This window comes from Labrenzia sp. VG12, assembly GCF_002237595.1.
GTDB lineage: Bacteria > Pseudomonadota > Alphaproteobacteria > Rhizobiales > Stappiaceae > Roseibium.
This window is the reverse complement of sequence record NZ_CP022529.1, coordinates 4527444-4540107: the sequence shown is the minus strand read 5'-3', so window position 1 is coordinate 4540107 and position 12664 is coordinate 4527444. Positions and strand designations below refer to the sequence as shown.

The following is a 12664-nucleotide window of genomic DNA, read 5'->3' as shown; positions in this document are numbered from 1 at the left end:
GTCACGCTCAGGCCGGCCAGGAAATCTCAGGCGGCCTGAACACCGGTCATTTCCGCAAGCTTGTTCGAAAGCCTCTGGGTGAAGTGCTCCATCGGTTCCGCCCAGGGCCGCTCAAGCACCTGCACGGAAGGATACCAGTGTGAGCGGCCTTCCGGTGCATACCAGTACCATTGCTTGTCAGGTGTGGCCAAAACGATGGTCGGGATACCAAGCGCGCCGGCTATATGGGTCACGAGACCGTCTGGCCCAACCACAAGATCAAGTTTACCGACAAGATCGACCAGCATCTCCAGCGATTTCAGATGCGCACCGGCATCAATGATTTTCCTGTTGCCCTCCAGCTCAGCCCGCTGGTCGTCCCACATCAGGCTGAGCACCGCACCTGGCCAGTCCGCCAGGCCGGCTTGCACATGGTGCAGCAGGGGCGCCGGAGCGTGTTTCCCCCAGGTGACACCAACCAGCGGTCCCTTCAATGGCGCCAGCGACCCTCGCCAGAAGTCATCGGCACGCGGATCCGTTTTCAGATAGGGCCTGAAACCGGCCGGATCATAATCCGCAACTTCCGGCCTTGCGGAAAAACTGGCCATGAAACAGGCGTTGCCGGTTTCCGCAATTTCAAAGAGGCTCTTGCCCTCAAGGGGCTCCAGACGGAAGCCGAGATCCATGCGTTGCAGCAGCGGAACAAGAGGTTCATGCGCATAGACAATCCGCTCGGCTGCGTCCCCGGTCTCACCAGCCCCGGACAGGAACCGCGCAAACAGGATGGCCTCCAGCGGCTTGGTTTCCAGCGGGATGATCACCTTTTCAAGCGCACCGGCCAGGCCACCGTTCAGACCGGCGGTGCCAAGCCCGACCTGAGCAGCCAACTCGCGTGCCTCGGCAAACTTGCCCTGATGAAACAGGCCCTGCCGGACCAGGGCCAGACCATTGGCGCCGGTTGTGATGTCCTTGAGCGCCGGCTGTGCCAGCGTCACGCTTTCGGCGTGTTTGCCGGCCCGCGACATCGCGGTGGCCAGCAAGAGGCAGAGATGCGGATTGTCCTTCTGCGTTTTCAGGAGCGCCGCCAGTTTGGCGAGCCCGCGGTCCGGGTCGCCGCGATAGGCCGACACCAGGGCGTATTCCTCGAGCGCATTGACCATGTCGGGGGCAATCTTGAGCGCGAGGTCCAGGAGATCCGCCGCCCGGTCCAGCTCCCCGACCAGCGCAAGAGAACGCGCAAAGGCCGACAGCACCATCGGTTCCCGGGGCCGTTTCAGGTAAAGTGCTTCCGTCAGCTCCAGAGCCCTTCCCGTATCGCCCTGTTCCTGGAGAATATGCGCCAGCTGAATGGCCACGGGGCCGTTTTCGGGCTGAAGCGCCAGCACCTGTTCGAAATATCTGCGGGCATCGTAGTAGGCGCCGATCTGCGCCAGTACGGACCCCAGATTGGACATCACGTTCGGGTCGTCCGGTTTCAGCTCCTGGGCGATCAGAAGATGGCGCAGGGAATCCTCGATCTCGCCCTTGAAGGCATGCACCGTTGCCATGGCCTCGTGAAAGGTCGGGTTTTCCGGGTCAAGGCTCAGCGCCCGTTCGAAGTTGACGCAGGCAAGGTCGAGATTGCCCTGCGCATTATGCGCCAGAGCGAGATTGTAACTGGCCGAGGCATCTTGCGGATCCATCTGCAGCACAAATTCGAAACTCTTGATCGCGGCCTCCAGATCGCCGGTCGCGATCTGGCATCTGCCATAGGTCTTGAGCGCGCGAATGGAGCTGGGCGCGCGGCTGAGGGCCTGCCGGCAAAGCTCTTCCGCGTCCTCGATCGACCCGTTTTCCAGATGCTGATTGGCCGCATCAAGCAGCGCGTTCAAATTCGACATGATGACCCGTTACCTACCGGTGAGCGTGAAACAACGCCTTGAGAACAATGGCGGCGATGTGTTGTTGGCCGATCCGGTCAGCCCACATTGATCCGTTCGGCATTCAGACGGATATCGGTTTTTGCCGTGACCACGGCCGCATGTGCGCTCTGGGTCATTGCGCTTTCAATGCTCTGGCTGAACACACCCGCCTTGTGCACATCCGCGCCTTCGATGATGGACACCCGTTGATGCGCGCTGACCGAAGAGGATTCCGCGATCATCTCGTCTGTTCCCGACACCCGCTTGGAAGTCCGGAACAGGCTGTTGAACGCGTTGCCGACCAGATTGGCGGCTTCCGTTACAAGATCAAAGACACCGGCCTTGATGGAGACCCGCCTCGCCGAGACAACCAGCTCACCCGGCGTTTCGATCGAGAGCGGTGCTTCGACGTTCTGCCGTTCCAGAACGGCAAGGACATAAAGGCGCCCTTCGACCTCCGCAGTCAAAACGCTGTCGCCGCTCACCGGCTCGATCAGGCAGCTGACGGCACGCCGGGCAGCGATCCGGGCACCGTCCGCACTGAACAGGAACAGTTTGCCCTCGTCGCAGGTGTCAACGGTCAGGACAAGGGACGGCGCCGCGAGACCCGGTTGCCTTTCGTCCGGCACATTGCTCTCTTCTGCTGCGCCGGAATTGCTGCTTGTCTTGTTCATGAAATCCGTCCGTTGTCGTGCGGGCACGAAAGCCGCGTCAGCATTGCACTTCCAGGCCGCCGTCGAGTGCGGCTGCCCTTGTTCTCGTGCCGATGACGGCGCCTTCGGAATCGACCACCTGCGCATCGGATGCCGCAAGCTTGGTGATGCGCTCATAGACCTTGAGTTCGTTCTTGTAATATTCGTATTCCTCGTGCAGCCAGACGATCTGCAGCGCGAAGATGGTGAAGCCGAACTTGATGCCGAGCACGTCCTTGTAGGTGTTGCCGTTCAAGGACAACGAAACGCCCGTGGCGCTGCAGGTGATTTCCTTGACGCCGACGGTGAAGGTCTTGAGGCTCAGTCCGATGTGGGAATAGGTGCCGATATTGGCGCCTGCATAGAGTTTGAAAACGATCCCGATATTGGTCTTGTGCGTGAACCCGTTGACCGTCGTCTCCTTGTAAGTGTCGACGAACTTGGCGTAGCCGGCTTGCTGGAAATAGAGATCGTGGTTCTTGGCCTGGATCAGGATGGAATCGCTGTCCGTATCGCCGTGAGAGGATTTCAGGCGGATCTTGCCCTCGGCCTCGATCACCACTTCGCCGTCCTTTTCCTCGATCGTGTAATTGCCTGTCGTGTTGGTATAGGCATAGCCGCCGGACTTGACCGTCCGCTCCACATGGGTGCCGATCTCCTCATAGGCATTGCCGGTATTTGCGGTTTTCAGCGTGTATTTGCCGTCGGTGTAGAAATAGATCCCTTGCGCATGGCCGCTTGGGTCCTGGATGTTGGCACTGCCCGGTTCCCATCGGCTTTCATATGTACCGAGGCGCAGGTAATGACCATCGGTGAAGGTGTTCGTGCCGCCCGCGGGGCTCCAGTAGTAGAGATAAGCCATGTCGCCCCCGCTATGCCGGCATCTTGGATTCAATGCCGATATGCGCCTCGACACTGCTGGTATATTGCGATTGGGCGAGAGCTGTCTTCATCTTGGCCGTGCTGAAGAAATCCGACCAGCCCTTCAGATCGTTCTTCTTCACGGCATATTCGAGCTGGATGCCGCGCTTTTTGTAGTAGAGGATCGAATAGCCCATATCGTGGGTGATGACGTTGTTGCTCAGATAAACGAACCCAAGCTTGATGCCTCCAGAGGAGATCTTCAGATCGGTCTCGCTCGCATCGAACACTTTCAGGTTCATCGAGCACATTTTCCAGCCGACCGCGCCTGACAGATAAACGGGCAGCACAAGCGCCAGGCTGACATTCGTGCTTTCTTTCTGGATGATCTTCTTCGTCGATCCGACGACCTGCTTCAGATAGGCTCCGAAGGTGTGGTTGTAGATCGCATCACCCTTGCTGGAGACCTTGCCGTCCGGCGCCTCAATGAAGATCCCGTCGACATGATGGGATGTGACATTGAATTTTGAATTGCCCCGAGCCGTCAGCGAAAAGCCCTTGGTGTCGGTCGTGATCGTGACGTCGCCGGCTCCAACGGTCGTGTTGCAATGGCCGTCCCTGTTCTTCTGGGTCAGGCTGCCGCCGATCTCGATATGGCCTTCCTTGCTCGCTTCAACGATGTAGGAACCGGCCGTGGTGATGAAAATGCCGTCGCTCGCCGCCAGGCCGCCGGAATAGACCGACGTCGGCAAGTGGCTGGCCTCGTCGACTTCCGCCGGATCGCTCACATAGGAGCCGAGGCGCATATAGACCCCGTTTTCAATGCCGAGCGTGTCGTCACTTGCCGGCGAGACACCCATGTAAAGGGTCGTCATGTGGCTATCCTCCCGCGCCGGCTAGAACTTGATCCGCTGGAAAACACCGCAACCGGCCATTTTCGAGCGCATCTCGGCGGCATAGGTTTCCGTCACACCGCCCTTGATCTTCGATTTGACGATGTCGTTCTGGCTCTTCAGCATTTCGACGTAGATCTGCAAAACGGTCATCTTGTTGTAGAGAACCATCGTCTTTCTGTAGTTCTGCGCCATCTTGAAAGACAGGACCTGCAGGATGTTGAAACAGGCGTAGTAGCCGGAATATTTCTGGAAAATGATCTTCAGGGAGGTGATCGACGCCTTGGCTTCCGCCAGTTTGAAATAGGCATCGCCTACCACGTTGAGACTGAACGAGAACGCCGATCGGTCCGTGATCGATGCGCCGAAGACGGACGAATACTCGAAAAGTTGCACGTAGGTGACCTTCTTGGACGAGCTTTCCTTGATGTCCCGGCTGTCCGACGTGGTGCACTTGCCCCAGACCGCATAAAGATGAAGATCGTGGCCTTCCGACTGCAGCGTGATGTTGGCGTCGGCTGTGGTGTTCCTGGCTTCAATGGTGATCGAGCCGTCTTTCGCCTTCAGTTTCCAGTCACCCTTGTCGACCGTCACCGTGTGATCGCCGCCCAGCACCTTTTCGGTCAGCGCCTTGCCGAAGGTTTCCACCTTCTTCTGATCCGCATTGAGAAGGAAGACGCCGTTGGCGGACATCGAAATGCCGGTCAGGCCACCCGCCGACACGGAAGAGGGCAGATGGCTGTCCTCATTGGTGCCGATATATTCTTCCATGCGCAAATACTGGCCGCTGAACTCGTCAGCGTTGCCGGTGAGCGGCACGGCAAAATAGATATGCGCCGAAGTCCGGTCGTCTGCTGATGGTTTGGTCGTGGCCATGATTGTGGACCCTTCCTAGCCGACCGGGTTGATCAGGGTGCATTGACCCGGCGAAGAAATGCCGACGGAATTGACGGTGAGACCGTTTTCGAGCGGCGGATCCATCAGCGCCCGACCGGCCGGCTGGCCCTGAATGAGCAGCCTGGCCGAGCCCTTGCCGGACTTGCTGGCGCTCATCGGCAGTCCCGAGATCACACCGGGGCCGGGGCCGGCGACGCAGGAGGCAATCATCGAGAGCATCGTGTGAAAGAAGAAACAGATGGAGAAAAAGGAGAACTGGCTGGGGATGGTCATCATCCGGAACCCGATCGCTGGCATGACCGCGGGAACCGGCGGCACGGACGGCATGATGAACGGATCGACGGGAGAGACGTCGAAACTGGGTATCGGTCCGGATGCATTCACTGTCGGCATCGTTTCTTCCTTTGTCGGCTCCTGAAAACTGAACTTTTCAGGTGCACACGGTGCATATTGTGATTGTCACAATCAACGATATTTCGGCTCAATTCCCCGAACGGAACGGGAAACTACAATTCTGTGTCGAGGATCACATTTTGTGGGTTATAGGCCTGCGCGATCAGCCGCCTGTCATCGGTCGGAACGGTCGATCCCGTCGAGCCGTCGAGCAGTGCGCCCTTCAGATTGGCGCCGTGGAACCTGGTGATGTTGAACCTGGCATTGGCGAAATTCCCGGCCTGGCAATTGGCGTTGGTGAAGTCACCATATTGAAGGTCGCAGCCCTCGAAACGGGCCGCCCCGCAATTGGCGTTGTCGAACACGGCCATCTGCATCTGCGATCCGGCAAAGGACACTGCTGAAACATCCGCATTCGCAAACACGCCGTTGGTCAGGGTCGTGCGCTCGAACTTCGATCCCGCCAGGATGGAACCGGCCAGCATCGCCTGCGGCATGTTCGCTTCGCAAAAATCGCTGAGACGCATGTTGCAATTGACGAAGGAGGTCTGGGTCAGTTCCGAACCGCGAAACGCCACTTTCTGGAGGTCCCCATCGACCATGGTGCATTCCCGGAACGTGTGACCGGAGAGGTCCCGGTTTGAGAGGTTGCCATCAACCAGCAACACCTGATGGAAGATCGCTCCGTCCAGGAAGGCCGTCCGCAGATCGGCCCTGGAGATCATCGTGCGGTAGATATGCGCCCTGGCGAAGTCGACACGGTCAAGCGTGTTTTCCAGCAGCCCGACTTTCTCGAAAGACGTTTCGCAGAACCGCGCCTCCGTCAGATCGTTGCAGAGCAGCCCGGTGTCGTAGAGGCGGGCGTGAGAGAAATCGGCTCCCTGCAGTTTGCCTTGCAGGAAACCCGTCGTCTCGAAGGCGCACCCCGGGAAGGCCGCGCCTTCGAAGCGCCCCATCATCAACTGGCTGCCGGCAAAAGTGCAGTCTTCGAACCGCGCACCGCGGAAATCGCACCGGATCAGCATGCTCTTGTCGAAATTGCACCGGACAAAACGTGCGCCGCCGAAATCGCACATGACGAAGTTGGCCGACCTGAAGGTCGCGTCCGAAAACGTGCGCCTGGAGAAATCCCGGTCGGAGATTGTCTGGCTGTATTCTATTGCGTGATAGATTTCCTCAAGCGTCATTGGACGGCAGCTCCAGGATGGTCTGGCCGAGATTGGCCCGGCTGAAATCCGTCCACTTCACGTCGGCATCCATGAAATTGGCGGCGTAAAGATTGGCGTCCCTGAAACTGGTGTAACGGGCATCGCACTGGCTGAGATGCGCTTCCATCAGATCGGCGGCAAAGAAGTCGGAATGGACGAGACTCGACTCGTTGAAGACGGCCTTGCGAGCGCGGGCGGCCCGAAAATCAACAGCCGTCATCTCGCAATTCAAAAACAGGCATTCGCGAACTTGCGCCCGCATGAAGCAGGTCTCGTCGAGATTGGCCTCCAGGAAACTGGAATAGTGGCCGCGCACGCCATCGAAATAGCTGCCCTTCAGGTCGGACTTCCCGACGAAGGTGGACTTGCTGAAACTGGCATTGCTCCAGCGACTGTCCTGCGCAACGACCTTGGTCATCAATTGGCGATCGAATTGCGCGCCGGACCAGTCGGAATAGGACAGGTCGCCCTCGACCACCATGGTCTTTTCAAACCGTGCCTTGCGGAGTGCGGCTCCCCGAAAGTCGCACTTCAGGAACAGGCAGTTGGTGAATTGCGCGGCTTCGAAGTTCGTTCCGGAAAAATCGCATTCCAGAAAGGTCATCGTATCGAAGACCGCCCCGCGAAAGGTCGAGCCGCTGAAATGCGACTTCGACCAGGTGCGTTCGGAAAACCGGGTCTGGTCCAGGATGGCCCGTTCGGCAATCACGCCGGAGAGCGTGGCGCGGGAAAAGTCAGTTCCGGTGGCATCTGCGCCCGTCAGCACGGCCTCCGCCATGCCCGCCGCCGAGAAATCTGCGTTCCGGAGCCTCGCGCCGGTCAGGTTGGCCTTTTCCAGGAACACGCCATTCATGTCGAGATGAGACAGGTCGGCGCCGGCGAGATACGCATCGGCAATGTCCCTGCGGGCAAAGCTCTCCCCCCTTGCAACCTCGTCAACGACCAGTTCGCCGAGCTTGCGCCGGATGCCTGGCGTATAGGTTTCGATCGGATGGACAGCTTCCAGTGCCGCCGAACGGGCATGCTCCTTGTCCAGCATGAATTCCCGGGCCTCTTCGTCCAGGTTGCTGAAGAACGTGTCGGCGTCCATCGACGTTGCCTCTTCGGCCTTCGCGATGATGTCATCGATGGATTTCACATCCAGTTCGGGAACGGGGATCTTCTCCACTTCCCGCGCCAGCGCCAGGCTCGGCGGCAGGTCCTGGCCCGCCGTTTTCGGAAGCCTTTCCGCCAGCATGGCTTCCATCTTGTCGAGATTGGCCCTGTTCTTGTCCGGCATGGTGGCGAGCTCGGCGAGCACTGCGTCGAAGTCGGTTGGCTTCGGGTCTTTCAGATGAGCGCCGCTTAGCGCGTCTTCGATGGTGACCATCTCGCCGGATTTGGGACGGCCGCTGGTCTCCTTCAGATCCCTGGCCATGGCTTCCAGGTTCTGTTTCATCTCGTAGAATGGATCGGCTTCGGGGAGCGCAAGGGCACGCGCCCGCACCAGCGCCCAAAGCTCTTCCTCACCGCCTGCGCCAGCGCCATCCAGTTTGCCGACAATTGCGTCGATCTTTGCAAGTGCCGCGTCAAGTTCTCCAGGCATGACGTCTTCAACCGGCGGTGTCAGTCCATCCGTTGACCTATTGCCGAGGTCCACGGTGGCCTTGGCAAACTTGGAAAAATCATCGGTTACCGACTTGGTCTTTGCCACGTCTTTCAAGGCATTGGCCGCGCCGGGATCTCCCGCCTTGATCGCCGCTTTCATTGTGTCATGCAGCGCAAACAGATCGTCCGGCAATGGCATTCCCGCCGCCTTGTGCCGGGCGACGGCCGCCGCAGGCCCCTTCATCAGGTCGGCTTCCAGCTGGTCGCCGGCCGAGGCCAGATTCCTGAACATGCCGGCGATGTCGACATTGCCGGCAACGATGTCTTCCGGGGCCGGCAGGGGCAGGCGCGGGATCGGCGGAAGGCTTGTATCCGGCCGCATCATGGCGGGCATGTTCGCCTTCCTGAGCATGTCGGCATGTTCGAACTGGATTTTCTTCTCGAATTTCTGCGCGATTTCCTCGCTATAGGCCTGTGAGCGCGCCTCCATCGCCTCGACCTCGGCATCCGGCAGGTCCGGCATCAACTGGCTGTCGTTCAGCGTATGCATGGCGCCTTCGGTCGGGTGCGTTCGCAGCCGGTAGATTTCCGCGTAATAGGAGGCCGGACGCGGCGCATCGGTCATGCGCTCGGCGCCGAAGATAAGCGCCACCACGTCGGACGCCTTTTCATCTGCCAGTTTCAGAATACCGCGATGATAGATGCCGCCGATCTCGGAGGAGCCAAAGACCCAGACGGTCTCGATCCGTGTGGTGATCTCGGTCAGGCGCTCGGCCTTGTGATCATGGATGGCAAACAGCCGGACGCGCAAACCCGGCAGGTGCGACCGGATCACGGGGTGGCGCGCCGACATGCCCCAGACGGAGATCGCCTCGTTGCCTTCCGGAGCCGAGGCAAATCGCTGATCCGCCGGGGCCACATTGAAAAAGGCGCTGTCGAACCCCGGAGGGGGCTCCGGAAACGTCGTCCTGATCCAGTCCCAGCTCGGCTGGCCAACCTTTGTCTTGCGCGACGGGTGATCGTGGCTCAAGGGACCGAACAGGATCGGATCCGGCTGATCGGTCAGGGTCTTGATCAATGCGTCCGGGTTTTCGACATTCGGCAGCTGCGCGTAACCGAAATGCTCCAGGACATGGTGCGGATTGCAGCCCCTGCCTTCTGGATTGACCGGATGGGTCTCGTTGCCAAAAGCCTGGTCGGGCGTCAGCGGCATGGTCTCGTAGGGAACGGCATGGGAAAGCCGGATGTCGTTGTTGCTGTCCTTGACCCAGTGGCGGTCGCCGAAAACCACGGCCCGCTTCGTCACCGGTCCGACGGCAACACCCACCTCCTGCGCCTGAACGCTGCCGCCTTCCGGCGCGCGGGCTTCACCGGCAATCAGCACTTCCGCCTGCGCCTTTGGAAATCCCATGTCGAGAAACCCGCCCATCGGCAGGTTCGACATGGCCGTCTCCGTATAGACCGCTTCACTCAGGATCACTTCCGGGTCGGTCAGGTCAAAGCCATAGAACACGGTTGCGTAGAGGTAATTCTGACCGCCAATGGCCTGAATATTTTGAATGCAGGATAATTTGTGCGGTTTATACAGGTCAGGCATGACGGTCCCCGAAGTTCCGCCAATATAGATGTCGACTATGTTTCAGCAGGATGACATCTTGCGAACGCTACACCGCAAATGTGCGTGCGCTCTGTTTCTGCACATGTCTCTGTTTGTCTCAGCCCCGTCGTCCGGTCTCAGCCACTCGTCCCGGTTCGAAGGGATCAAAGTCTTTTTCTGATTTCGCGACCGAGGTCTAAATTCAGCTAATGGTTCAATAACTTGACGGTCTGGTGCAGCCGCCTGGCACGAAAGGTCGTGGTCTTTCCGGCCTTCGCGCCTCGCCCGCGGCCAGCCGGTGAAAGACCGCGCCGTCGTGTGACGGGCCGGCACATAGTGGCCGCCCCGTCCCTTCCCGTTTCGTTTCGCCGCCTCAGCGCTTCGGGATGATGTTGTGCTCCGGACCGAAGGGGAAACCGGTGATGTTGTCGGCACCGTTTTCCGTCACGATCAGGATGTCGTGCTCGCGGTAGCCGCCCGCTCCCGCTTCGCCTTCCGGGATCATGATCATCGGTTCCATCGACACCACCATGCCAGGTTCCAGCACCGTTTCGACATCCTCGCGCAGTTCGACCGAGGCTTCGCGGCCGTAATAATGGCTGAGCACGCCGAAGGAGTGGCCGTAGCCGAAGCTGCGATACTTGAGCAGGTCGTGGCTGCGATAGATGTCGTTGAGTTCGGTGGCAATGTCGCAGCAGCGCGCGCCCGGCTTGATCAGCTTCAGGCCTTCGCGGTGGACATGGCAGTTGATCTCCCACAGGCGCAGATGCTCATCGGACGCATGTTCGCAAAAGAGCGTGCGCTCCAGGGCGGTGTAATAGCCGAAGATCATCGGAAAACAATTGAGGCTGAGGATGTCGCCGGCCTCGACGACCTTGTTGGTGACCGGATTATGCGCACCATCGGTGTTGATGCCGGACTGGAACCAGGTCCAGGTGTCCATCAGCTCCACAAACGGGAAGGATTTGGCAATCTCCCGGATCATGGCATTGGTTGAAGCGATGGCAACTTCGTGTTCCGTGACACCTGCCTGGACAGCGTCCACCAGCGCCGCACCGCCGACATCACAGATCCGGGCACCTTCCCGGATCAGCACATGCTCTTCCGCACTCTTGATGGTCCGCTGCGCCATCGCGTCGGCCGCAATGTCGACCAGCTCGACACCCGGCAGCGCCTCCTCCAGCTGTTTCTTCAGATCGAGCGACACATGGTCGAACTCGATGCCGATCCGCTTGATGGCCGGGTTCGGCATGCCCAAAAGGGACTGGATGGCGTGGAAGTAGTTGTCCCGGCGCCAGTCGGTATAGATGACCGTGTCGCCATGGGTGCGGCGCCAGGGCTGGCCGCCATCGATGCCGGCCGCAATCGTCGTTGCCTTGTCCTTGGTGACCAGAAAGCCGTATTTGCGGCCGAAGTAGCAATAGAGGAAGCCGGAGTAGTAGCAGATGTTGTGATAGGAGGTGAACAGCGCCGCGTCGATGCCGCGATCCGCCATCAGCTTGCGCAACCTGTTCTGCCGGCTGCCCATTTCCCCGGCCGAGAAGGGTGAAAACGCCTTTTCACCATTGTTCATTTCGTAAATGCGGATCATGTCGCTGCTCATGTCATGGTCTCCTTTCAGATCCAGATGTTTCAAAGTCCGGGGCCTGAAACGCAAAACGGGCCGGCTTCCTGAAAGAAGCCGGCCCGCCAGGCCCAATGTCTGATTGTCTTGCTACCGGGAGATCCGGATCCGGTCTCCACCCGGCGACTGGCGTTCCGCCACCGGTTCACATCGAAAGCAGCTCTGGCCGGATCAGCCCGGCGTCATACCTCTCAAGCGTTCCGACCGGCGGCGCAGCAGCTCCAGAACCGTCAGGAGGCAGATCGAGATTGCCACCATCAGCGAAGCCACCGCCAAGATGGTCGGTGAAATCTGTTCGCGCAGGCCGGTGAACATCTGCCACGGCAGGGTCTTCTGACCTGCAGAGCCCAAGAATAGCACCACCACGACCTCGTCGAAAGACGTGATAAAGGCAAACAATGCTCCGGAAACGACGCCCGGAATGATCAGAGGCATCTGCACCTTGAAGAAGGTCGTTACCGGATTAGCGCCGAGGCTTGCCGCCGCACGTACCAGCGAACGGTCAAAGCCGACCAGGGTCGCCGTCACCGTGATGATCACGAAAGGCGTGCCGAGCGCGGCATGGGCCAGTACCACACCCCAGTAGGTGCCCTGCAGGCCGATGCGCGAATAGAAGAAATACATGCCGGCGGCCGAGATGATCAGCGGCACGATCATCGGCGAGATCAGGACCGCCATGATCGCGGACTTGTAAGGCACGTGAGACTGGGACAGGCCGATGGCAGCAAGCGTGCCAAAGCCTGTTGCCAGGATGGTGGCCACGGGGGCAATCAGCACCGAGTTGGTCAGTGCCTGCTGCCAATCCGGATTGGTGAAGAAGTCGTTGTAGTGCTTGAAGGAATAGCCGGCCGGATCCAGCGCCAGCATTTCCTTGGTGAAGGTGAAAAAGTCCTGTGCGTTGAAGCTCAGCGGCAGGATCACAAGGATCGGAAAGATCAGGAAGAAGAAGATCAGTCCGCAAATGATCCGGAAGGAGTAGAACCAGGTCCGCTGCAAGGGGGACGCATATGGGGGAAGTGCGCTCATATCGTC

General features: G+C 59.4%; 10 protein-coding genes. All 10 read right to left on the bottom strand.

Annotation, left to right across the window (positions count from 1 at the left end; all coding sequences use genetic code 11):
• Positions 1–26: 26 nt before the first annotated feature.
• On the bottom strand, positions 27–1859 hold the full coding sequence (locus CHH27_RS21090; protein ID WP_094073336.1) for a tetratricopeptide repeat protein: 1833 nt from the start codon (positions 1857–1859) through the stop codon (positions 27–29).
• 77 nt (positions 1860–1936) lie between these two features.
• Complete coding sequence (locus CHH27_RS21085; protein WP_157739021.1) at positions 1937–2554, bottom strand: DUF3540 domain-containing protein; 618 nt, start codon at positions 2552–2554, stop codon at positions 1937–1939.
• A gap of 37 nt (positions 2555–2591) precedes the next feature.
• Positions 2592–3434, bottom strand: coding sequence for a hypothetical protein (locus CHH27_RS27755; RefSeq protein WP_157739020.1), 843 nt, complete (start codon positions 3432–3434; stop codon positions 2592–2594).
• Positions 3435–3444: 10 nt separating this feature from the next.
• Positions 3445–4308, bottom strand: coding sequence for a hypothetical protein (locus CHH27_RS21080; RefSeq protein WP_157739019.1), 864 nt, complete (start codon positions 4306–4308; stop codon positions 3445–3447).
• 21 nt (positions 4309–4329) lie between these two features.
• Entirely contained in the window at positions 4330–5202 is an 873-nt protein-coding gene (locus CHH27_RS21075; RefSeq protein ID WP_094073333.1) for a hypothetical protein, read from the bottom strand.
• Between the two features lie 15 nt (positions 5203–5217).
• Entirely contained in the window at positions 5218–5616 is a 399-nt protein-coding gene (locus CHH27_RS21070) for a hypothetical protein (protein WP_094073332.1), read from the bottom strand.
• A gap of 113 nt (positions 5617–5729) precedes the next feature.
• Positions 5730–6803: a pentapeptide repeat-containing protein gene (locus CHH27_RS21065; RefSeq protein WP_094073331.1), complete on the bottom strand. Its 1074-nt coding sequence runs from the start codon at positions 6801–6803 to the stop codon at positions 5730–5732.
• Positions 6793–10008 (bottom strand): DUF2169 domain-containing protein, encoded by a 3216-nt coding sequence (locus CHH27_RS21060; protein ID WP_094073330.1) that lies wholly within the window; start codon positions 10006–10008, stop codon positions 6793–6795. Before CHH27_RS21060 ends, CHH27_RS21065 begins: the two co-directional genes overlap by 11 nt.
• 373 nt (positions 10009–10381) lie before the next feature.
• Positions 10382–11611 (bottom strand): M24 family metallopeptidase, encoded by a 1230-nt coding sequence (locus CHH27_RS21055; protein ID WP_094074913.1) that lies wholly within the window; start codon positions 11609–11611, stop codon positions 10382–10384.
• Positions 11612–11803: 192 nt separating this feature from the next.
• Positions 11804–12658, bottom strand: a complete 855-nt coding sequence (locus tag CHH27_RS21050; protein WP_094073329.1) for an ABC transporter permease — start codon at positions 12656–12658, stop codon at positions 11804–11806.
• Positions 12659–12664: the final 6 nt, after the last annotated feature.

Bases quoted from the DNA above. Each gene is read 5' to 3' on its own strand.
- CHH27_RS21075 (WP_094073333.1), bottom strand. From the start codon at position 5,202: ATGGCCACGACCAAACCATCAGCAGACGACCGGACTTCGGCGCATATC.
- CHH27_RS21090 (WP_094073336.1), bottom strand. From the start codon at position 1,859: ATGTCGAATTTGAACGCGCTGCTTGATGCGGCCAATCAGCATCTGGAA.
- CHH27_RS27755 (WP_157739020.1), bottom strand. From the start codon at position 3,434: ATGGCTTATCTCTACTACTGGAGCCCCGCGGGCGGCACGAACACCTTC.
- CHH27_RS21070 (WP_094073332.1), bottom strand. From the start codon at position 5,616: ATGCCGACAGTGAATGCATCCGGACCGATACCCAGTTTCGACGTCTCT.
- CHH27_RS21065 (WP_094073331.1), bottom strand. From the start codon at position 6,803: ATGACGCTTGAGGAAATCTATCACGCAATAGAATACAGCCAGACAATC.
- CHH27_RS21060 (WP_094073330.1), bottom strand. From the start codon at position 10,008: ATGCCTGACCTGTATAAACCGCACAAATTATCCTGCATTCAAAATATT.
- CHH27_RS21050 (WP_094073329.1), bottom strand. From the start codon at position 12,658: ATGAGCGCACTTCCCCCATATGCGTCCCCCTTGCAGCGGACCTGGTTC.
- CHH27_RS21055 (WP_094074913.1), bottom strand. From the start codon at position 11,611: ATGAGCAGCGACATGATCCGCATTTACGAAATGAACAATGGTGAAAAG.
- CHH27_RS21080 (WP_157739019.1), bottom strand. From the start codon at position 4,308: ATGACGACCCTTTACATGGGTGTCTCGCCGGCAAGTGACGACACGCTC.
- CHH27_RS21085 (WP_157739021.1), bottom strand. From the start codon at position 2,554: ATGAACAAGACAAGCAGCAATTCCGGCGCAGCAGAAGAGAGCAATGTG.